20 protein-coding genes are annotated in these 20,299 nt (G+C 55.4%); 5 read left to right on the top strand and 15 right to left on the bottom strand.

The features are described from left to right. Nucleotides 1-22: 22 nt before the first annotated feature. Entirely contained in the window at nucleotides 23-697 is a 675-nt protein-coding gene (locus C3F35_RS04705; protein ID WP_059308455.1) for a fimbrial biogenesis chaperone, read from the bottom strand. A 69-nt stretch (nucleotides 698-766) separates the two neighbouring features. Further along, nucleotides 767-1,303 (bottom strand): fimbrial protein, encoded by a 537-nt coding sequence (locus C3F35_RS04700; RefSeq protein ID WP_032617161.1) that lies wholly within the window; start codon nucleotides 1,301-1,303, stop codon nucleotides 767-769. A 219-nt stretch (nucleotides 1,304-1,522) separates the two neighbouring features. Between C3F35_RS04700 and ybiB the strand changes: the two genes are divergently transcribed. After that, the gene (gene ybiB, locus C3F35_RS04695; RefSeq protein WP_059308453.1) at nucleotides 1,523-2,488 is read left to right on the top strand and encodes a DNA-binding protein YbiB; all 966 of its coding nucleotides are present in this window, start codon (nucleotides 1,523-1,525) and stop codon (nucleotides 2,486-2,488) included. Nucleotides 2,489-2,600: 112 nt separating this feature from the next. On the opposite strand, the gene ybiJ is transcribed toward ybiB, so the two are convergent. The 5 genes from ybiJ to mcbA all read right to left on the bottom strand — a co-directional run bounded on the left by ybiJ (nucleotide 2,601) and on the right by mcbA (nucleotide 7,022). Further along, a complete protein-coding gene (ybiJ, locus tag C3F35_RS04690; RefSeq protein ID WP_032617163.1) occupies nucleotides 2,601-2,861 on the bottom strand; it encodes a DUF1471 family protein YbiJ in 261 nt (86 codons plus the stop codon). Nucleotides 2,862-3,146: 285 nt separating this feature from the next. Then, nucleotides 3,147-3,413: a DksA/TraR family C4-type zinc finger protein gene (locus tag C3F35_RS04685; RefSeq protein ID WP_032617164.1), complete on the bottom strand. Its 267-nt coding sequence runs from the start codon at nucleotides 3,411-3,413 to the stop codon at nucleotides 3,147-3,149. A 72-nt stretch (nucleotides 3,414-3,485) separates the two neighbouring features. Further along, nucleotides 3,486-4,163 carry a PKHD-type hydroxylase YbiX gene (ybiX, locus tag C3F35_RS04680; RefSeq protein WP_032617165.1) on the bottom strand — a complete coding sequence of 226 codons (678 nt, stop codon included), beginning with the start codon at nucleotides 4,161-4,163 and terminating at the stop codon, nucleotides 3,486-3,488. A gap of 41 nt (nucleotides 4,164-4,204) precedes the next feature. Then, the gene (locus C3F35_RS04675; RefSeq protein WP_103791943.1) at nucleotides 4,205-6,490 is read right to left on the bottom strand and encodes a catecholate siderophore receptor Fiu; all 2,286 of its coding nucleotides are present in this window, start codon (nucleotides 6,488-6,490) and stop codon (nucleotides 4,205-4,207) included. A 271-nt stretch (nucleotides 6,491-6,761) separates the two neighbouring features. Beyond that, nucleotides 6,762-7,022: a DUF1471 family periplasmic protein McbA gene (gene mcbA / locus C3F35_RS04670; RefSeq protein WP_032617167.1), complete on the bottom strand. Its 261-nt coding sequence runs from the start codon at nucleotides 7,020-7,022 to the stop codon at nucleotides 6,762-6,764. Between the two features lie 242 nt (nucleotides 7,023-7,264). On the opposite strand from mcbA, the gene rlmF reads away from it, so the two are divergent. Then, entirely contained in the window at nucleotides 7,265-8,179 is a 915-nt protein-coding gene (gene rlmF / locus C3F35_RS04665; RefSeq protein ID WP_158251923.1) for a 23S rRNA (adenine(1618)-N(6))-methyltransferase RlmF, read from the top strand. A 54-nt stretch (nucleotides 8,180-8,233) separates the two neighbouring features. On the opposite strand, the gene ybiO is transcribed toward rlmF, so the two are convergent. From ybiO to rhtA, 6 genes are all read right to left on the bottom strand, one after another. After that, nucleotides 8,234-10,447: a mechanosensitive channel protein gene (gene ybiO, locus C3F35_RS04660; protein ID WP_032617170.1), complete on the bottom strand. Its 2,214-nt coding sequence runs from the start codon at nucleotides 10,445-10,447 to the stop codon at nucleotides 8,234-8,236. A gap of 205 nt (nucleotides 10,448-10,652) precedes the next feature. Further along, entirely contained in the window at nucleotides 10,653-11,375 is a 723-nt protein-coding gene (glnQ, locus tag C3F35_RS04655; protein WP_032617171.1) for a glutamine ABC transporter ATP-binding protein GlnQ, read from the bottom strand. Next, complete coding sequence (glnP, locus tag C3F35_RS04650) at nucleotides 11,372-12,031, bottom strand: glutamine ABC transporter permease GlnP (protein WP_032617173.1); 660 nt, start codon at nucleotides 12,029-12,031, stop codon at nucleotides 11,372-11,374. The genes glnQ and glnP overlap by 4 nt, the downstream gene beginning before the upstream one ends. 80 nt (nucleotides 12,032-12,111) lie before the next feature. Beyond that, nucleotides 12,112-12,858 carry a glutamine ABC transporter substrate-binding protein GlnH gene (gene glnH, locus C3F35_RS04645; RefSeq protein WP_032617174.1) on the bottom strand — a complete coding sequence of 249 codons (747 nt, stop codon included), beginning with the start codon at nucleotides 12,856-12,858 and terminating at the stop codon, nucleotides 12,112-12,114. 361 nt (nucleotides 12,859-13,219) lie between these two features. Next, nucleotides 13,220-13,723 (bottom strand): DNA starvation/stationary phase protection protein Dps, encoded by a 504-nt coding sequence (dps, locus tag C3F35_RS04640; RefSeq protein WP_032617175.1) that lies wholly within the window; start codon nucleotides 13,721-13,723, stop codon nucleotides 13,220-13,222. A 280-nt stretch (nucleotides 13,724-14,003) separates the two neighbouring features. Next, complete coding sequence (gene rhtA / locus C3F35_RS04635) at nucleotides 14,004-14,891, bottom strand: threonine/homoserine exporter RhtA (protein WP_032617176.1); 888 nt, start codon at nucleotides 14,889-14,891, stop codon at nucleotides 14,004-14,006. 355 nt (nucleotides 14,892-15,246) lie between these two features. On the opposite strand from rhtA, the gene ompX reads away from it, so the two are divergent. Then, nucleotides 15,247-15,765, top strand: coding sequence for an outer membrane protein OmpX (ompX, locus tag C3F35_RS04630; protein WP_032617177.1), 519 nt, complete (start codon nucleotides 15,247-15,249; stop codon nucleotides 15,763-15,765). A 462-nt stretch (nucleotides 15,766-16,227) separates the two neighbouring features. Here the strand turns inward: ompX and C3F35_RS04625 are convergent, their stop codons facing one another. Continuing rightward, nucleotides 16,228-17,811 (bottom strand): phosphoethanolamine transferase, encoded by a 1,584-nt coding sequence (locus C3F35_RS04625; RefSeq protein WP_103791945.1) that lies wholly within the window; start codon nucleotides 17,809-17,811, stop codon nucleotides 16,228-16,230. Between the two features lie 279 nt (nucleotides 17,812-18,090). Next, nucleotides 18,091-18,216: a manganase accumulation protein MntS gene (gene mntS, locus C3F35_RS04615; protein WP_032617180.1), complete on the bottom strand. Its 126-nt coding sequence runs from the start codon at nucleotides 18,214-18,216 to the stop codon at nucleotides 18,091-18,093. 432 nt (nucleotides 18,217-18,648) lie between these two features. Here mntS and mntR point away from each other — a divergent pair, with 432 nt between their 5' ends. Continuing rightward, entirely contained in the window at nucleotides 18,649-19,122 is a 474-nt protein-coding gene (mntR, locus tag C3F35_RS04610) for a manganese-binding transcriptional regulator MntR (RefSeq protein ID WP_032617181.1), read from the top strand. After that, nucleotides 19,119-20,228 carry an anion transporter gene (locus tag C3F35_RS04605; RefSeq protein ID WP_077226629.1) on the top strand — a complete coding sequence of 370 codons (1,110 nt, stop codon included), beginning with the start codon at nucleotides 19,119-19,121 and terminating at the stop codon, nucleotides 20,226-20,228. Before mntR ends, C3F35_RS04605 begins: the two co-directional genes overlap by 4 nt. The last annotated feature ends 71 nt before the right edge of the window (nucleotides 20,229-20,299 follow it).

The raw sequence follows: 20,299 nt of genomic DNA, 5'->3' as shown, positions 1-20,299 counted from the left end.
GAAACGCCCGTGTACCGCTTAATTAATGGAGTGCAGCGGTCCAGGTTTTACTGACGCTACCGTAATCAGTAATGATGGAGTAACTGACGGAATTACCGCTGATAGTGGCCGGAAGGGCAAAATGCGTTTCGGCTTTCGGTACCGCCCAGGTGACGTTTGGCACTTTCTTGCCGTTCAGCATGATTTGCTGGAAGTTCATATAAAACGGCGTTGGGTTATTTACAATCAGCTCGTTGCCCTCGCGATGCCACGCCAGTTTATCGCCTGCCTCTTCGGGTTGGCCTTTTACTGACGCGGGACGATAAAGCAACTTAATGCGCGTATTAATCGCGATTTGCAGGGTATTCACCCCCTGCTGATTTTTAGAAGAGGGAATCGCTTTAATGTTAAGCCAGAAAAGCGATTCGCGATCTTCGGGCATATTTCCGCCCGTACGGACCACACGCAGAACGTTATCTTCCTTGCCGTCCAGACGGAATAGCGGCGGCGTGATCAGGAAGGGGGCTTTGGCCATGTTTTTATCGCCAGAATCAACCCAGGACTGAACCAGATAATCCGTGTTATCTGGATTTGAAAGGCCAAGAGACGATTCCTTTTTATCTCCGTGGTAGACAAGACGGGTGCCGTTAATAATGACACCCGCATGCGCTGTCGCGGCTACCAGTAATAGAGTGCTCAGTAAATAAACATGGCGCATAAATATGTCTCAACATAAACAAGAAATATCAGCCCCGAAATCAGGGCTGATATTTCTGAATTGATGATATCAGTTATAGATAATGGTAAAGGTTGACACGGAATTGGCAGGGCCTGCGGTTACGGCCGCTTGCGTCTGAATATAACGTGCACCAAATTCCAGATCGTTTACCGTACTGCCAGCCGTTAACGGGTACTGGCGAGAAGGGGTATACAGACTGACGGGTTGCCCGGCGGTGTCGAGCAGCTGAATTGCCACACCGGTCGCGGCATCCGCATCTCGCGTTAACGCCAGTGTGGAATTGTTATCTGCATCCGGCGTCCCGCCGAAGTTAACCGCAGCAGAGGTGACCGTTTCCGGGCAATTGGTTAGCTGAATGTCGAACTTTGTTGCGGTGCTGGTTGAGCCTGTGCCGGTAAAGAGGGTTTTCGACACCTTACCTAACTGCACATCCAGAGGATTACTCAAACCGTTCGTTACCTGACAAGCGGAATCGATAATTTCGCCGCTAAAGTTAATCTGTCCTTCGCCATTTGTGGCCGCAAAGGCGGACGCGGCGCATCCTGCCATTGCGGCGATGAATAAACTTAAAGCCACCTTGTTCATAATCAATCCTGGTTTCTGCCTTCAACAACAATCCGGTGTTTATTTAATCAGAATGTCTCCTGATAAGAATCTTTTGCCCGATTCACAAATATGCTCGATAAATCTTGCGTAATTAATTCTTGTGTTAAAACAGCCTGTTAATGGCAAAGGATAAAAAGCTATCGGCCGGGTCTTTATCAGGGCTATAGTGTTTAAAACATGTCGTAAAGGAGAAATCCCGTGGATTACCGTAAAATTATCAAAGAGGTAGGGCGTGGTAAGAACCATGCGCGCGACCTGGATCATGAGACCGCCCGCATGCTCTATACCCATATGCTGGACGGAGAAGTTCCCGACCTGGAGATGGGCGGTATTCTGATCGCGCTACGAATTAAAGGTGAAGGCGAAGCGGAGATGCGGGGTTTTTACGACGCGATGCAGGCCCGCACCCTGCGCCTGACGCCGCCCGCCCTCAAGCCGATGCCAATCGTGATCCCCACCTACAACGGCGCACGCAAACAGGCCAACCTGACCCCGCTGCTGGCTATTCTGCTGCGAAAGCTGGGGTTCCCGGTGGTGGTGCACGGCGTCAGTGAAGATCCCACCCGCGTGCTGACAGAAACCATTTTCACTCTGCTGGGCATTGAGCCGACCCTGCACGGCGGTCAGGCGCAGGCGAAGCTCGAGGGGCATCACCCGGTCTATATCCCGATCAGCACCCTGTGCCCACCGCTGGAAAAACAGCTGGCGATGCGCTGGCGCATGGGGGTGCGTAACAGCGCCCATACCCTTGCCAAACTGGCGACGCCTTTTGCGGAGGATGCCGCGCTGCGCCTCTCCAGCGTCTCGCACCCGGAATATGTCACGCGCGTGGCGACCTTTTTTGCCGATATCGGTGGCCGGGGGCTGTTGATGCACGGCACCGAAGGGGAGGTGTACGCCAACCCGCAACGCTGCCCGCAGCAAACCCTGATTGATCCCACGGCGGGTACACGGGTGATACTGGAGCGTGGGGAAGAGAACACCGACGTCTCCCTGCCGCAGGCGAAAGATCCTGAAACCACTGCCCGCTGGATAGAAAGTTGTCTGGCCGGACGCGAAGCGGTGCCGCACTCCCTGAAGCTCCAGATGGCCTGCTGCCTGCTGGCGACCGGTGAGGTGGAGACGGTTGACGCCGGACTGGCGCGGGTTAACCAGAGTTTTTAGCGAAAAAAAAGCCCGTCCAGCGATGGACGGGCCAAAAAAATAACAACAGGGTCAATGAGGGTTGGAGCAGCCCACCAGCGAACTGGCGAGCAGGGCAGAGATAAGGGTCAGGTTACTTGTAGATAACCGCAGTACCGCTCAGTTTATTGTTGGTGTTAGCGGAGGTAATGGTGTAACCGGTCGCGCCAGCCGCTTCAGCTTTTGCTGCCAGGCGTGCTTCCAGACCGTCCAGCGTGGTCGCGCCTTCAGCACTCACCACACCGATTTTGTTCATGCTGTTTGCCTGGGCAGCGGTAAGAGATTCCGCAGCGAAAGCACCGAAAGATAGAGTCGTCAGGGCAACAGCAGCAACAGCATATTTGATGGTTTTCATGGTTAATCTCTCGCAGGTTATTCTGTTAAGGGGACGTTGTTCCGTCGATGTGATAAGTATTACGCTTTTTTGCGAAAGATAAAATCGAAGAGAATTGACGACATCATTCGAAAAATTTGAATGACAAATAAGTTATTGAATATTAATAAATTCAGTGAATGCCTTTACGCTTCTTGCCATTGCGCTTTACAGACGCAACGGTAAGGGCACATTTTGCCAAACCTGTGGTGAAAATTCGTGCACAAGAACGTAACCGCTTGCGTGGTAAACCCGCCGCCATGCCAGTCATCGCAACTGGCTGTCTTTCGATCCCCTGCGATTATATCCTGCATGAGATGCGTTATGTGAATCTTTCTCCTGCTGGCAGGCGATGCACAGCCGGACGCCGGGTACGGCTTTGCGCCGCGCCTCGGGGATGGGCTCCCCGCACTCCTCACAGGTTTTGAGGCTTTCGCCTTGCGGGATTTCGCCTCGCGCCCGCGCAACAGCATCTTCAATGGTACTGTTGATCTGTTCATTCACGGCGTCATCATTCGCCCAACCGGAAGCCATAGACCCCTCCTGACAGGATATTGCGCTATCCAGTAACTATGGGGTCAAAAAACGCACAATCAAGGCGCGGGGCTAGATTTCAGACCATTCGCGCAGCAGGTTATGGTAGAGGTTGAGCAGGGAGAGCACTTCGTCGCTTTCACCGTGACGGGCGCGCAAAGCCTGGATGTTACGGTCCAGGTCGAACAGCATGCCGCGCTTTTTATCATCGCGGATCATCGACTGGATCCACATAAAGGAGGCCACCCGCACGCCCGCGGTAACCGGGGTAACGCAATGCAGGCTGCTGGAGGGGTAGAGCACCAGATCCCCCGCCGGGAGCTTAACGCTGTGCTGGCCATACGTGTCGTTCACCACCAGCTCGCCGCCTTCGTAGCTGTCGGGGTCGCTTAAAAAGAGGGTGGCAGAGAGATCGGTGCGCATCCAGCCGCTCTGGGGGTGGCTACGTACGGCCCCGTCAACGTGAAACCCGTAGGTCTCCTGTTGCTGATAGCGGTTGAACAGCGGGCTGGAGATCTGACGCGGCAGGGCAGCGGCAAAAAAGAGCGCGTGCTGATTCACCGCCTGCAACACCGCCGCCTGCAAACTGGCGTACAGCGGGCTTTGGGTATCGACCTGTTGGTTATTTTTAACCTGTGCGCCCTGGTTGCCCACGGTGGCGCGGCCATCGACCCAGGGAGCCTGATCCAGCTGGGCGCGGAATTGCGCCACCTCATCGGCGTTCAGCACGCCCGGAATGTGATACATCATAAAAGATTCTCCGAAAGGTGGGGCCGAAGCCCCACGCGGGATCAGAAGTGCATGTTCGCCGTTAACATAAAGGTGCGCGGCTCGCCCGGATGGTAGCGGTAACCGCTCTTGTTGATGGACGCGACATAGTCTTCATCAAACAGGTTGTAGACGTTGAGCTGCATATCGAGGTTGCGGTTAACGCGATAGCCCAGTTTGGCATCGGCCACCCAGTAACCTTCCGTGAAGGACGGGGTCCCCACCGCACCGTCAGAGCCGCGGTGCATACTGCCGATATAGCGTGCGCCAGCACCGACGGAGATCGCATCCGTGGCCTGGTACTGGCTCCACAGCGTAAAGGCATGTTCTGGAGTGTACGGCAGGGAAGAGGTGCCATCCTGCGCCACGTTGTTACCGGTGCGCACGCTGGCGTGCTGCTGGGTATAACCGCCGATCACCTGCCAGGCCGGAGTAATGTTACCTGCGGCAGAGAGTTCATACCCTTCAACACGTTTTTTACCGTACTGCGAATAAGTGCCGTCATCGTTCTGCTCGACTTCGTTTTCGATGTCGGTGCGGAAGATGGCCGCGGTCAGCAGCAGACGCTTATCCAGCACTTCCCACTTGGTGCCCAGCTCGCTGGTTTTGGCCTTCTGCGGTTTAAAGTCCGTGCGGTTGGCACTGCTGCCGGTGCCGCCCTGGGCCAGCGCGAAGTTATTGCCGCCTGGCGGCTGCTGGGAGATGGCATAGTTGACGTACACGTTGCCGTGCTCGGTCAGATGATAGAGCGCCCCGGCTTTCCAGTTGACCAGGTTGCCCGACGTTGCCGTGTCTACCGTGGTGACCGGAGAGCCTTTAGGCGTGCCGGCCGGGCAGGCAACAGCCCCGCGACCTGTGCCGCCGCAGACGCTGGCGCTGTCATATTCGGTATGGTAGGTGTCGAGACGAATGCCGCCATTCAGCTCAAAATCACGGGTGATTTGCAGCGTATCGAAGGCGTACAGACCGAAGGTATCGGTCTGGCCGTTGGCGTTAGCACCGTTGTTATCCAACCCGCCCAGGCTGACGTTGCTGTTCGGGTGATAGATGTTCACCGGCGGCGGAGTAATGGCATTCACGCCGAAGTTGGTCTGGGTTTCGCGGGTGAACTCCACCCCGGTGCTGATATCGTGGCCGACGCTGCCGGTAAAGAATTTGGTCGTCAGGTTGGTCTGGTTGGTGAGGATCTTATTGCTGACATCTTTGGTGTTAGCGAGACGCGACCAGGTCCAGGTATCCACGTTGTTGCGATCGGGCTGCGTAATGTTGGAGGCGCCGCCCATGACGGCGGTCATCAGGTAATCCTGCTTCACCCGTGACCAGCGCGTGGTATTACGCACGGTGGTGTTGTCGTTAAAGTCGTGCTCAAAACGCATCGTGGCGGTGTCAGAGGTGGAGTCGTCGTAATCCGAATCGGTGCCGTAGAAGTTATTGGTATCCACTTTGCCCGAGTGATTCAGCGCCGCGGTCCCCGCAGATGGCGCAGAGTAGCCCGGCAGCCCGATGGTCGGAATACCGCCATCCGGGGTGTTGTGCTGGGTCACGTGCAGGTAGTTCAGATACAGACGGTTTTCCGTTCCCAGGCCAAAAGCGAGAGAAGGGGCCACGCCGTAGCGTTCGTTCTTAACGTTATCGCGCCCTTCGTCATGGGTCTTTTCACCCATCAGGTTCAGACGAAACGCCGAGGTGTCACCCATCACCTGGTTAATGTCGAGGGTTCCACGACGCATGTACGCGCTGCCGATGCTGGCAGAGGCATCAATGCCTGAGTCCAGACGCGGCTGTTTGCTGATCATATTGATGGAGCCGCTGGGTGCGCTACGTCCGTAATCGCTGCCGGATGGCCCTTTAATCACTTCGACCTGTTCGGTGTTGAAGGTGTCGCGCGTGGTGGTGCTGATGTCGCGGATTCCGTCAACGTAAATGCTGTTCGAGGTATCTACCCCGCGCATGTACACCGCATCTCCGGTGGTGGAGTTGCCGTTTTCCCCGGCAAAGAAGGCCCCCACGCCTGGCACGTTTTTCAACGCGTCGGTCAGATTCGTGGTGCCCTGATCCTTTAATACCTGCTCGGAAATCACGGTCATGGTGCGGGTGGTGTCGGCCACCGGGCGGCTGAACTTCGCATCGGCAGATTTCTGCGGTGCATAGAGCGAAGGCTGCGCGGCTTCCACCACCAGGGTTTCATCAGACTTTTGTTCGTTATTATCCGCAGCCAGCGCACTCGCGACCGGGGTCAGACCGATACACAGGCCGGCGAAAAAGGTCAGCGAACTGAAGCTGTTCGGAACGTTGCGATTTTTATCCATATTGTTTAGCGACTTATAATTTTTAGAATCGAGTTTCCATTACGTTGTCAGGCAGGTCTGTGCCTTTTCCTGTGCCACGTGAATAACCGTAATGAACCTACAAATGATAATAATTGTGATAAACATTATCATTTAGCGTGACTTTTTATCACTCTCGCCAACAAAATGAAATACGTAAATTTACATTGCCTGCTAAAAAACTTCACAAAGTGGATTTTGGGCAAAAAATCAACTGCACCCGAGAGGATGCAGTCGTTATACAGGGAGGGAACTATTTGTAGATGGTGGCAGTACCAAACATGGTGTTATCGCCGCTGGCAGAGTTAACCACATAGCCTTTAGCACCTTGTTCACGCGCTTTTTCAGCGAGTTTATCCTGCAGATCGTCGAGGTCTCTTGCGCCCGAAGCCTGCACCGTTCCGGCTGGCCTGAGTTGGCTAGTATCGCCGCTATTGAGTGATTCAATCGACCATGCAGCAAACGACGCGCCTGCCAGTGAAGCGGCAGCGAGCATTACCAGGTATTTTTTCATAATCACTTCCTCTGATTGACAACGGGGTGATGCACACTAAGTGTAGAAGGGGTCAGAGTGTGATTTAGTGCAAAAAATTGATGATGATCTGCTTATTTTTTGAACGACATATTTTGACAATTCTATGACAAATCAAATACATACAGGTCACTGATTTTTGGCGGTTTATTCGCCGGTGCAGAGAAATATTTACCGTCGCGCCCGCAACGGGTATCTTACGCCGCTGTTTACAGGAGAACGCCATGACACCCGAGAAGCCGGGGTTGCACCCACGCAACCGCCACCGCAGCCGTTACGATATGAATGCCTTATGCGAGAGCTGTCCGGCATTGCGCGAATTTATCATTCAGAACCCAACGGGCGAGCCGACGGTGAACTTTGCCGATCCGCAGGCGGTGAAGACGCTGAACAAGGCGCTGCTTGCCCATTTCTACGGCGTGGCGCAGTGGGATATCCCGGATGGCTATCTCTGCCCGCCCGTGCCGGGGCGTGCCGACTATATTCACCATCTCGCCGATCTGCTGGCAGAAGGGAATAATGGCGCGGTGCCTGCCCAGGCGACCATCCTGGACATCGGTACTGGCTCTAATCTCATCTACCCGCTGATCGGTGCGCATGAATATGGCTGGCGCTTCACCGGCAGCGAAGTGGATCCGCAGGCGTATGCCAACGCCACCGCGATTATTAATGGCAACCCCGGCATGACCCGCGCCATTCGTCTGCGTCGTCAGAAAGAGCCTTCAGCGATTTTTGCCGGGGTGATCCATAAAAACGAACAGTACGATGCCACCCTGTGCAATCCGCCGTTCCACGATTCGGCAGAAGCAGCCCGGGCCGGCAGCGAGCGTAAGCGCCGTAACCTCGGCCAGGCGGCAGATGCCGCGCTGAACTTTGGCGGCCAGCAGCAGGAGCTGTGGTGCGAAGGTGGCGAAGTGGCCTTTATCACGAAGATGATTGCCGAGAGCGCCCAGTTTGCCCGTAAGGTGAAGTGGTTTACCACGCTGGTGTCGCGCGGTGAAAACCTGCCGCCACTGTACCGCGCGCTGACGGAAGTCGGTGCGGTCAAAGTGGTGAAAAAAGAGATGGCCCAGGGCCAGAAGCAGAGCCGCTTCATTGCCTGGACCTTTATGGATAACGACAAGCGTCGCCAGCGTTAACAGGTGAGGCCCGATACGCGTAGCGGCATCGGGCACGTCTGACGGCACCGTCCGTTACAGGGTAGGCTCCTGCGGCGAAGGCGGTGTCGGGCCAGGGGACGGCAGCAGCTGATACATCTGCACCGGCATCCGTACCTCTGCCAGATCGAAATGTTTTTTCACCATGCTGTCGAGGGCGAAACGCACCGTCCACTGCTTCAGCGGCTGGGTGGTGAACGACACGCGCAGCGTAAAGGCGGTGCTGGTCAGCCCGACAATCCCGGCGAACGACGGCTCGCCAATAATCAGGCCGCGAATATCCTCTTTCTCCAGCAGTTCATCCACCGCCGCTTTCAGCGCCTGCTTCGCTTTCTCGGCATCTTCATGCCTGTCCACGTCGTAGTTCGCCACTACCGAACCGATACCACGAACAAAGTTGGCGAAGGTGGTAATCGAAGACCACGGAATAATGTGGTACGCGCCGGTATCCTGTCGCACCCCGACGGAACGAATCGACATCCGCTCTACCGTGCCGGTCAGCGGCCCAATGGTCACCAGATCCCCGGTGTTCATTCCGTTTTCAAACTGAATAAAGATGCCGGTGATGATGTCTTTTACCAGCGTCTGGGAACCAAAGGAGATCGCCAGCCCCAGCGCCCCGGCACCCGCCAGCAGCGGGGCGATGTTCACGCCAATTTCCGACAGCACAATCATGATGGTAATGGTGCTGATCACCACCGCCAGGGCGTTACGGAACAGCGTCAGCAGCGTGCGGGCGCGGGCGCTGGGCAGGGGGCGGCCATGAATATCCGACGCCAGCCGGTTCTCGATCAGGCTCGCCAGTATCGTCCAGCCAATGGCGGAGAAGAACAGGATCAGTGCGATGCGGATCAGAATATCCACCGTCTTTTCACCTGCACCGTTATGCAGCCAGTTCCAGAGGTCGAATAACCCCCAGGCGCTGAGCAGCAACATGATGGCGACACAGACCGTCAGGATCCGCGCCACCTTCAGCGACACGGAGAGCCAACCGTTAATCCGCTTTTGCAGCTCCGGGTAGCTGCGCTGCACATGCGGCGACAGGGTAATGGTTTTAGCCAGCCAGCGTGAGAGCAGCCCGGAGACGAACGCGGCGATCCCGACGATGGCCAGACTGCGGAAGGTGGCCCCCATCATAAACTTCAGGCTGTTTCCCGGATCGAACAGGGAGAAGAAGCAGAGCACGATAAAATAGGCGCTCGCCAGCCAGTGCCACACCAGGGCAAACGCGCGAATAAACAGGCTGAAGAAGGCGAGGGAGCGGTCGGCAAGGTGGAGCAGCCCCTCGGTAATGGCGCGTTTATTGTGGAAAATCAGGTACAGCGCCCAGACGGTGATGCACAGCATAATCAGCACGTTGGCCAGCGCCCCAATCTGCACGTTAACCTGGTTGGAGATAATGGGCACGGCAACCAGCAGACCATAGCCAATCATGCCGCTGAGAATGCTCAGGCGTAGCGACCAGTAGTGTGCGGCGCGATCGCTAATGGCAAAAGGGCGCAGGTCCGGTACCCGTGGGCAGAATATCAGCCGCAGGATCGCTTTGAAGAACTCAATGAGCGCGAAGGCGTTGAGGAACAGCGCCTGCTGGAAGGCGATGGTGGGGTTGCCGGTATTAAGATATTCGCTGAGGATTTGACCAATAAACAGGGTTAGCGCGAGCAGCAGCAGGTCGATAATAAAGGCGCTGGCGATGGTCAGCGGCAGGTGGAACCAGCTGCTGGTTTCCCGGTTCTTTCTGCGCCCCCAGGTGCCCATTTTGCGGTACAGCGGCAAGGCGCAGAGCCTGACCAGCCAGTAGAAGGCAAAGACTAGCCCGGCGAGGATCAAAAACTGCCGCGCGGCCACGACGAATGTCTGCGGGTTAAAGGGCTTGTGCGGGGAACCGATCAGGTTGCGGTATAGCTGGGCAAAACGGGAGGAGAGTGCATCGCCGTAATGACGGCTGATGTCGGTCAGGTTCTCCAGCACGGTCTTTTCTTCCACGATCTCCGGCGGCGTAATTTTGGGCACCGGCTCCTGTGGGGGCGTGGCGGCGACGCTGCGCAGCTGGGTGATCAGCTCCTGGCGCGAGGCATCATTTTCCAGCACATCGGCCAGCGCGGAATAGGCGGCTTTTTTCTGCTCAACGTCCGGCTCGGCGGGCGGGGTTGTCGCGTCAGTCGCGGTAGCAGCAGGAACGCCGGGCAGGCTAACGGCCTGGGCAGGCAGGCAAAACAGGCTTATCAGGAGCAGCAAGATCCACGGCACGGCGTCCTCCGGTGACAATATTGTGCAAAGTGATAAGTATAGAAGGCGCGCAGAAGCGGGGGGTTTTTGGGACGATTCCAGGGATAAAATCGTAACAGTCGCAAAACCCTGGGTCGGGCAAGCGCCAGCGCCGCCTGACAACAGCGACAAAAAAGCCGGGTGGCGGCGACGCCTTACCCGGCCTGAAGTACGAACAGAGCTGTCATCAGGAAACGTGTTGCAGGAACTCCTGAAGACGCTGGCTCGGTGGGTTCTCGATCAACGTCTGCGGATTGCCATCTTCGGCAATACGGCCTTTGTCGATGAAGATCAGACGTGAGGCCACTTTTTCGGCAAAGCCGATTTCGTGGGTCACGATCACCATCGTCATCCCTTCTTCCGCCAGATCCTGCATAACCTTCAGCACTTCGTGGCGCAGTTCCGGGTCGAGGGCCGAGGTTGGCTCATCGAACAGCATCATTTTCGGTTTAACCGCCAGCGCACGGGCAATGGCCACGCGCTGCTGCTGGCCACCGGAAAGCTCGGACGGGTAGTGATGTCCGCGCTCCGCCAGACCCACTTTCGCCAGTAGCTCTTTTGCAAGCCGCTCGGCGGCCGCTTTGTCGGCACCGCGCACGCGCAGCGGACCGAACATCACGTTCTCCAGCGCCGTCAGGTGCGGGAAGAGGTAGAACTGCTGGAACACCATCCCGGCTTCCTGGCGGATCAGTCGCTCGTCCACTTTCGGGTCGTTGACCTTCAGGCCATCGACAATCAGATCGCCGCTGGTGATCTCTTCCAGTTTGTTGATGCAGCGCAGCAGCGTCGATTTACCGGAACCGGACGGCCCGATAATCACCACCACTTCACCGGTCTGGATCTGCAGATCGATATTGTGCAGCACCTGGGTCTGGCCAAAGTGCTTGGAAACGTTTTTAAATTCAATCACAGGATTTTCATCCTTCTTTCAAGACGACGCAGCACGAAGCTCAGTGCCAGGGTAATAATGAGATAGACCACTGCTACGGCGCTCCAGATCTCCAGGGCGCGGAAGTTACCGGCGATGATCTCCTGGCCCTGACGGGTCAGTTCAGCGACGCCGATAACAATGAACAGGGACGTATCTTTAATGCTGATGATCCACTGGTTGCCCAGCGGCGGCAGCATACGACGCAGCGCCAGAGGCAGGATCACGTGGCGGATGGTTTCGCGACGGGAAAGCCCCAGCGCCAGACCGGCCTCGCTAAAGCCTTTGTGAATCGACAGCACCGCACCGCGGGTGATCTCAGCGATATAGGCACCCGAGTTGATCATAATGGTGACGACCGCCGCGCTGAACGGATCAATGCGCAGATCGGTAAACGCCATAGGCAGGGCGAAGTAGATAAACATTACTTGCACCACAATTGGCGTGCCGCGAATCACTTCGATGAAAACCAGTGCGATGTGGTTGGCAATCCAGCCGCCGTAGGTGCGGGCGAAACCGGCGACGAGGCCGATAATTAACCCGCCAACCAGACCGAGGACCGAAATCCACAGGGTCATTTTGGCGCCTTCAAGCAACAGAGGAATGGCAGGCCAGATGGCGCTCCAGTCAAACTCCATGATGTGTTCCTGTATACCGTGGTGAAAACAACAGGGGGCGAAGCACGCCCCCAGGATAAAAAGTGCTCAAAACGTCATTATTATTTTGGCTCAGTTCCGAACCATTTTTTGTAAATTTCGTTGTAAGTGCCGTTGTCGCGCAGGGTTTTCAGCGCGCCGTTCACTTTAGTACGCAGATCGTCGCTGCCTTTCGGGAAGGCGATACCGTATTCCTGTGCTTCCAGGGATTCACCTACCGCTTTGAACTTGCCGTTACCTGCGGTTTTGATGAAGTACAGAATGTTTGGCGTGTCGTGCAGCACGGCGTCAGCACGGTTGGTGCCGAGTTCCATGTAGGCGTTGTCGATGTTCGGGAACTGGCGCAGGTCTTTGGTTTTGATATTGGCTTTCGCGTAATCAACAGAACCGGTACCGCTCTTCACCGCGACCACTTTACCGTCGAGATCTTTCGCGCTCTTCACGTCGTTGTTGTCAGCTTTGACCATTACCAGCAGGCCGCTTTTGTAGTAGCCATCAGAGAAGTCGATAGCTTTTTTACGTGCGTCAGTGATGGTGATACCGGCCAGCGCCAGGTCAACGTTTTTGGTTTGCAGCGCTGGAACGATGCCGCTGAAGTCCATTGGCTTCAGGGTGTAGTCCAGTTTCAGTTCTTTCGCGATGGCTGCCCACAGATCCACGTCAAAACCAACGTACTGATCGCCTTGTTTAAATTCAAACGGTACGAAGGCGGTGTCGGTGGCAACAATCAGTTTTTTATCAGCAGCCTGAGAAGAAACGGCAAAAGCCAGGGTAAGTGCAGCCAGTGAAACTTTTAATACAGACTTCATAGCATTTCCTTTTATATCCACGGGGCGATCCCCTGCGAGAACGAACGGCTCTATGAAAAAATCGTGCCAACTTTGCAACAGGTTGTTTTTAAAAGGCCAACACGAATTTCATTGCACAAAATGTGGAGCAATGGCGCTGAAATGCACCATAACGAAGCCCTGTTTTGGTGCATGGCGACGCCATCACTGACCGTTAAGCTATTAAGCGCAAATATTGATGAGAAAACAATCTTTCGTTAACGATTGTGTGAGGTGATTATTACAAATGCTTTACGTTTGCGGCGGGGAGGGCGAAATTGCTGCACTATAAAAGTGCAAAACCCCCGCCAGAAGCGAGGGTGTGATAGCAAAATGCTATGGATTACTCGATGTTAGACTCGATGAACCACAGGAACTGATCCATGTCGCGGGAAGCCGCGGTCAGGATGTCAGCAGTATCTTCATCTTTAACTTCACCAATCGCTTTACGAACGTCGTTTGCAACGACAGCATAACGATCCGCCAGCTCTTTCAGATGGTCCTGCACGCTGTGAATATCCAGCGGGTAGCTTTTCAGCGCCGTTTTGCTGTTGATCACCTGAGTGGTGCCCAGCGCCACGCCGCCCAGCTGTACAGCACGTTCAGCCATGGTATCCAGGTGGGTAGTCAGTGCGGTACGGAAGCCATCCAGCATCTCGTGTACAGCAATAAAGTTAGCGCCGCGCATATTCCAGTGCGCCTGTTTAGTAATCAGTGACAGATCAATAAACTGGATCACCTGGCGATTCAGCAACTCAATTGTCGCTTTCTTATCGCTGTCAGAGACATCGTTACGGGTATAGAGCAGATTAGGTGCTTTCGTTTTTACCAGTTTAGCGGTAGGCATAATCTCATTTCCTCTTGATGTTGGCGTCCAAAGTAATTTCCGAAATCAAGTATAGCACCGGCTATAGAAGGTGCGATTGGGTCCTGCCTATTGGTTTAATAGTGAAAGGCGGGTTGTGATAGTTAAGTTATTGAAATAATTAACTTAATTTTATTTGTGGGTAAATTTATCTTATTTTTAGCGGGCGGGTGAGAAGGTAAGGCGATATTTCAAAATAATGACGGTTATTGCGAATGGGAATATTTTGCCGGGAAGTGGCTTCCCGGCAAAATAATTTTGGCTAGCGGATATCCACTTCTTCGACTTTACTCTCCCGGCGCAGGGTGAGCGTCGACCCCATCGATGCGGCAATAATGGAGCAGAGCGCCAGCGTCTGGGTAAAGGTGAGGGATTCGCCCAGGAACACCATCCCGGACATCGCCGCCAGCGCGGGTTCCATGCTCATCAGGGTGCCAAAGATGCGCGTTGGCAGGCGCGTCAGGGCAATCATCTCCAGCGAGTAGGGGAGCGCGGTTGAGAGCACCGCCACCGCCAGACCTACCGGCAGGATCGACCACTGCCAGATAGACTCGGTGGCCTGCGCCATCCCCAGCGGCACAAATATGATGGCGGCAATCAGAGACCCCAGCGCCACGGTGGCCGGGCCGTGCTCTTCGCCGGCACGTTGTCCGGTGAGAATATAGACCGCCCAGCAGGCTCCCGCCCCCAGGGCCAGTGCCGCGCCGGTCAGATCGACGTGAGAGACGTCCTGCCCCAGCGGCAGCAGAAACCACAGCCCCAGTACCGCCAGCACCACCCAGACAAAATCGATCGGGCGACGTGAGGAGAACAGCGCCACCGCCAGCGGGCCGGTAAACTCCAGCGCCACAGCGATCCCCAGCGGCACCGTCTGAATCGACAGGTAGAAGAGATAGTTCATCGCCCCCAGCGACAGCCCGTACAGCAGCAGGGGCAGGCGCTGCTCTTTCTGGAAACGCAGTCGCCAGGGTTTAAAGATAACCACCAGGATTAAGGTGCCGAGTGCAATACGCAGCGCCGTGACGCCAGGCGCGCCCACCACCGGAAAGAGGGATTTAGCCAGCGAAGCACCACTCTGAATGGAGAGCATGGCAATAAGTATGACGATTACGGGCAACCAGACTGGCGCCCTGCGAGACAACCCAGGCATCCTTTCTCCTGTCAGTTTCTGTCAAAGGAAGTAAAGAGGGGGAGTGTAAAGGAAATATCGCCGCGCGGTTGAGTCTTTGTTGAAAAAAAAGTCGCCGGAAATCCGTAAAATGGCGTCATCCCAGTGGGTGATTTCTGTAACAGATTAGGAATCGTCTGGATGAATGTATTGTGACTGACGCGCAATATGCGCTTTTGAAACACAAATTTGGTGTTTTTTGAAGAAGATAGCTGTGGGTGGAAATGTTTGGTTACATGAAAACCTGCGTTAGACATCACGAAGCACAAAGAGTTTCACAAGATTTTTTGATATATTTAAAACTTACGGAATTACTTGAAGCACATTTGAGGTGGTTATGAAAAAAATTGCATGTCTTTCAGCACTGGCAGCTGTTCTGGCTGTTTCCGCAGGTTCCGCTGTAGCAGCGACCTCTACCGTGACTGGCGGTTACGCTCAGAGCGATATGCAGGGCGTCATGAACAAAACCAACGGTTTCAACCTGAAATATCGCTACGAGCAGGACAACAACCCGCTGGGTGCCATCGGTTCCTTCACCTACACTGAGAAAGACCGTTCTGAAGACGGCGCTTACAACAAAGCTCAGTACTACGGCATCACCGCTGGCCCGGCTTACCGTCTGAACGACTGGGCAAGCATCTACGGTGTTGTGGGTGTTGGCTACGGTAAATTCCAGCAGACTGAAAACCAGGGCTTCAACCGCTCTGCAAGCACCAGCGACTACGGTTTCTCCTATGGCGCAGGTATGCAGTTCAACCCAGTTGAAAACGTTGCGCTGGACTTCTCCTATGAGCAGAGCCGCATCCGTAACGTTGATGTTGGTACCTGGATCGCAGGCGTAGGTTACCGCTTCTAATCACTTCGGTGAGCTAGTAAAAAACCCGCTTCGGCGGGTTTTTTTGTTTTTGTTCTTTACCTGAGGGGTGAGGGAAACATGTGGCAGAAGTGGTAGTTCCGTTCACCTCACGTTCCTTACTTCTCTGATATACCTGAACCGGTGAACGTGCCAGGGTGGCTCAATCGCCACCACCCTGGCGACCCGGGCTACCGGCAAGAAAATCGCCGCTTCGCGGTGCACTCAGCTTATTCCTCCAGGCTTTCGGGTCGGGCACCAGCCTGCATCCCTGCAGGCTATGCCCTCTCGGCGCGTCCCTGCGCCTCGCCCCGGCCTTGCGGAAACGCTTCGTCGATTTTCAGCCGGACCAGGCCATCGCTGTTGTCTCTGAGCCATTCTTGTACTCTGTCATCGCGGGATGCGCGATCCTTCCCCTCTACCTGTGGGAGAGGGCCAGGGTGAGGGCATCAGGCCGCACCGCTGTTACCGGCTTTTCGTCTCAAACAGATCCGTCCCCAGATGGTTGTAATCCACTTTCTGTAACTTAAAGTTTGTCACATACACCGGCGGCGCCTTGTCGTTCGACATGAAGCGGTATTTATTCGCGATCTCTTTCGCGCTGATGCCCGTCCACTGCGAGAAGAAGCTTAAAAAATCATTCGCGGAACGGCGCGCCTTGACGATGCGATGGGCTTTATCATCGCTCGACAGCACCATAAACGGCACCTGGAAGTTCTGCTGGAAGCTGTCGTCGTGTGCCAGGTACTGCACCTCTTTCCCGCGCTCTTTAAAGGCCAGCCCGTGATCGGAAAAATAGGCCATCGAGAAGGTCTCACCGGTGTTTTGCAGCTGGGTATAGAGCTTGCTGAGCAGATCGTCGGTCTGGGTCATGGTGTAGAGATAGCACGAGGTCTCTTTCGACTGCACAAACTCAGCGTATTTCCCTTGGGTGCGATCGCAGGCCTGCGGGTGTGAACCCATCAGATGCAGAACGATCAGCTGCGGCTGGGTGCGATGGCTGCTAAAGACCTGTTCGGTCATCTTAAGCAACGCCTCGTCCCGGGTATTTTTATCTGCCTCGAAATCCCCGCTTTTCAGGAACTGCACTTCGTCAGCCCGTTTAGCAATACTGGCGATAGCGGTGTCGTATTCACCGATCTGCCCCTGGTTCGAGAACCACCAGCTCTGGAAGCCCGCGCGGTTGGCGAGGGTGACAAAGTTATCCTGATACTGCGGCTTGTTATCCACCACCCGATTGAGCGTCAGCCCGAGCGACTTTTGCGTTGAACCACTGGCGGCAATGTAGTCGGTAAACAGCGTGCCGTTGACCTTGCTGGCAAACGGGGTGTTGTTCCAGTGTCCACCGAAGGCACCCAGCGCGTCACGGCGGGCGCTTTCACCGATCACCACCATATAGATGTGATATTTCGGCTTCACGGCCAGCACGTTCCAGGTGTCCTTCATCTGCGACAGCTCGGCCATCCGGGTCTGCTCTTCCACCACTTCCTGGTTGTTCACCACCACATCTTTGACAAAGCGAAACACCGGATAACCAGTATCTTTCAGCTTGAAGACGCCGCCCCAGGCCAGGTTTTGCACCGGGGCGACGAAAAAGGCCACCAGGCTGAACACCAGACACAGGCTGTCGATTTTGCCCCACGCCTTTTTGGGCTGCGGCTTACGGCGTACGGCGATCACCCCGAGGGCAAAGATAAACAGGCCGACGACGTAGCTGTACCACGGGAAGATAGTGAGGATCTCCGTTGACTCCTCCATGTTGGTGGAGTGCATCGCCAGAAGGGTATTAAAGTTTGGCGCGCCATAGGCCTGGCCAAAGGGGAAATACATCGCCGCCACCAGCGAGCAGATCCCGATTAGCCCTTTTTGCACGCGCGGCGCGCTGATCCAGAGCAGATGCAGCACACAGGTAAAGGCAACGGCATACAGCAGGCTGAAGGCGTAGCCAAAGGAAAAGTTAATCAGCAGCGACTGTAAAAAGTAGAATCCCGTCCACGGGCTTAAGGCCCGGCTGCGGGTAATGAGCGTTTCTTTCAGGGTTAAATTCATAGGTCACTATTGTGAAAACGCCATGTGCTCACCCTGGCGCCAAGGGTCAAAACCTGCCTGAGAATGCGTAGAAGGGGAGAGGAGGTCCGCATCTGGGAGCCGCAAATAGTGCAGGGCTGCAAGAAGATAGAGCCAGTGGCCTTTAAGGTCAACAGTTATAAAGAGGGTGTTTTGCGAAGAGGATTCCATTTCCGCAAAAAAGGTCAGGGCATAACGTGGGGACGAGCAGTATAGCGGAGATAAATGACACAAAAATGAAGCGGCGTACCGCGACGCCGCTTAGTGAGATGGTTTGTTCTGCTGTGGCTTGCCGTTGATGATGTCGCAAATCATATTCAGCAGCATTAAGCGTACTTTAAAGGGAGAGTGGCTAAACACGCGTATACACCTCTTGAATTCGTTCATGGTTACCTCCTGCGGGTTGATCCCTTCGATCCGTGAAGGGTGACTGCATTACATACAGATATAGCACAGGCTATATTATATGGCTATGGCTATACCTCAAATAATTCGCGATGCCTGACAAAACGATTAATCGTTTTGAACTGCGCTTGCGCTGGACCTAAACCGGCGAGGCCAAATGCCGGGTAACGCGGCGGCGCAGCGAATCCCCAGGCGCTTACTGAAGTCAGTGGCGGGGGTGGATGAGGGCAAACTGGCATCGCAAGGTTGAACAGCGTTTGCACTGGCCACAACGGGGCGAGGCCATGCTAACGCACAGGCACCCTGAAGCATGACGGGTATAAATCGTTAATTTTTTGTGCTTGTGTAGTGATGGTTTACAATGGCCGTTTATCTATTGATACGCTTGATGTGTCCCCCGCTTGAGGAAGCACAATGAACCGCCGTGCAGGTAAACCAACAACAAAAAAAATGACGCAACTGGTCAACGTCGAAGAGCATGTCGAAGGCTTTCGCCAGGTTCGTGAAGCGCATCGTCGCGAGCTGATCGATGATTATGTCGAGCTGATTTCGGATCTGATCCGTGAAGTGGGGGAGGCCCGTCAGGTGGATATGGCGGCACGTCTTGGCGTCTCCCAGCCGACGGTGGCAAAAATGCTCAAGCGCCTGGCAACGGTTGGCCTGATCGAAATGATCCCCTGGCGCGGCGTGTTTCTCACCCCGGAAGGGGAGAAGCTGGCGCAGGCGAGCCGCGAGCGCCATCAAATTGTCGAAAATTTCCTGCTGGTGCTGGGCGTCAGTCCTGACATCGCCCGCCGTGACGCCGAAGGGATGGAGCATCACGTCAGCGAAGAGACCCTGCAACAGTTCCTGGCTTTTACCCTTAAATATGGATCGTCCGCGGAATGACCGTGCCTGGCCTGCGGGCACTGGCCCGGGATCGTTTCTTTCATCTGTTACTGGTGGTTGGGGTCGGACTCAGCTTTCTGGTGCCCTTCGCCCCGCAGCGCTGGCCTGCCGCCATTGACTGGCACACCATCATTACCCTTGCCGGGTTGATGATGCTGACCAAAGGGGTCGAGCAGAGCGGTTTTTTTGACGTGCTGGGGCGCAAGATGGTGCGCCGTTTCGCCACTGAGCGACGCCTGTCGCTGTTTATGGTCTTTTCCGCGGCGCTGCTGTCGACCTTTCTCACCAATGATGTGGCGCTGTTTATCGTGGTGCCGCTCACCCTCACGCTGCGTAAGCTGTGCGAAATCCCGGTCAACCGGCTGATCATCTTTGAGGCGCTGGCGGTGAATGCCGGGTCACTGCTCACCCCGATCGGCAACCCGCAAAACATCCTGCTGTGGGGACGCTCCGGCCTGTCCTTTGCCGCCTTTACCTGGCAGATGGCGCCGCTGGCGCTGGTGATGGTACTGACCCTGATGGCCCTGAGCTGGTTCGCCTTCCCGGCCAGGCCACTGCGCTATCACAGCGGTAGCGCGGCGGCCCAGTCTACACCGCGGCTGGCGTGGAGCTGTCTGGCGCTTTACCTGGTCTTCCTTGTGGCCCTCGATCTCAAGCAGGAGCTGTGGGGCGTGCTGCTGGTGGCGGGGGGCTTCCTGCTGCTGGCCCGTCGTGTGCTGATTAGCGTCGACTGGACGCTGCTGCTGGTCTTTATGGCGATGTTTATTGATGTCCACCTGCTGATTCAGGTGCCGGCCTTGCAGAATGTGCTGCAAAACGTCACCCACCTGTCGCAGGGCCAGCTGTGGCTGACCGCTATCGGGATGTCGCAGGTGATCAGTAATGTGCCTTCGACTATCCTGCTGCTTAACTACGTGCCGCCGACGGCGCTGCTGGCCTGGGCGGTGAACGTGGGTGGCTTTGGCCTGCTGCCTGGCTCTCTCGCTAACCTGATCGCCCTGCGTATGGCAAACGATCGCCGTATCTGGTGGCGCTTCCACCTCTGGTCGCTGCCGATGCTGGTCTGGGCCGGGCTGATCGGATTCGGATTATTCCTTCTCATATAGTGCCCTGTTTGTCAGTTTTTCCTGGCAAATGTATAGCAACGTCCTAACTTTAGTGAACGGCATAAATTGTG

It is taken from the genome of Leclercia sp. LSNIH3, from assembly GCF_002935105.1.
GTDB lineage: Bacteria > Pseudomonadota > Gammaproteobacteria > Enterobacterales > Enterobacteriaceae > Enterobacter > Enterobacter adecarboxylatus.
Note: the sequence above shows the minus strand (reverse complement) of the source record. Positions and strands in the feature narration are given on the sequence as shown.

Coding starts and splice junctions, on each gene's coding strand:
- C3F35_RS04705 (WP_059308455.1), bottom strand. CDS start 697: ATGCGCCATGTTTATTTACTGAGCACTCTATTACTGGTAGCCGCGACA.
- C3F35_RS04700 (WP_032617161.1), bottom strand. CDS start 1,303: ATGAACAAGGTGGCTTTAAGTTTATTCATCGCCGCAATGGCAGGATGC.
- ybiJ (WP_032617163.1), bottom strand. CDS start 2,861: ATGAAAACCATCAAATATGCTGTTGCTGCTGTTGCCCTGACGACTCTA.
- C3F35_RS04685 (WP_032617164.1), bottom strand. CDS start 3,413: ATGGCTTCCGGTTGGGCGAATGATGACGCCGTGAATGAACAGATCAAC.
- ybiX (WP_032617165.1), bottom strand. CDS start 4,163: ATGATGTATCACATTCCGGGCGTGCTGAACGCCGATGAGGTGGCGCAA.
- C3F35_RS04675 (WP_103791943.1), bottom strand. CDS start 6,490: ATGGATAAAAATCGCAACGTTCCGAACAGCTTCAGTTCGCTGACCTTT.
- mcbA (WP_032617167.1), bottom strand. CDS start 7,022: ATGAAAAAATACCTGGTAATGCTCGCTGCCGCTTCACTGGCAGGCGCG.
- rlmF (WP_158251923.1), top strand. CDS start 7,265: ATGACACCCGAGAAGCCGGGGTTGCACCCACGCAACCGCCACCGCAGC.
- glnP (WP_032617173.1), bottom strand. CDS start 12,031: ATGGAGTTTGACTGGAGCGCCATCTGGCCTGCCATTCCTCTGTTGCTT.
- glnH (WP_032617174.1), bottom strand. CDS start 12,858: ATGAAGTCTGTATTAAAAGTTTCACTGGCTGCACTTACCCTGGCTTTT.
- dps (WP_032617175.1), bottom strand. CDS start 13,723: ATGCCTACCGCTAAACTGGTAAAAACGAAAGCACCTAATCTGCTCTAT.
- rhtA (WP_032617176.1), bottom strand. CDS start 14,891: ATGCCTGGGTTGTCTCGCAGGGCGCCAGTCTGGTTGCCCGTAATCGTC.
- ompX (WP_032617177.1), top strand. CDS start 15,247: ATGAAAAAAATTGCATGTCTTTCAGCACTGGCAGCTGTTCTGGCTGTT.
- C3F35_RS04625 (WP_103791945.1), bottom strand. CDS start 17,811: ATGAATTTAACCCTGAAAGAAACGCTCATTACCCGCAGCCGGGCCTTA.
- mntS (WP_032617180.1), bottom strand. CDS start 18,216: ATGAACGAATTCAAGAGGTGTATACGCGTGTTTAGCCACTCTCCCTTT.
- mntR (WP_032617181.1), top strand. CDS start 18,649: ATGAACCGCCGTGCAGGTAAACCAACAACAAAAAAAATGACGCAACTG.
- C3F35_RS04605 (WP_077226629.1), top strand. CDS start 19,119: ATGACCGTGCCTGGCCTGCGGGCACTGGCCCGGGATCGTTTCTTTCAT.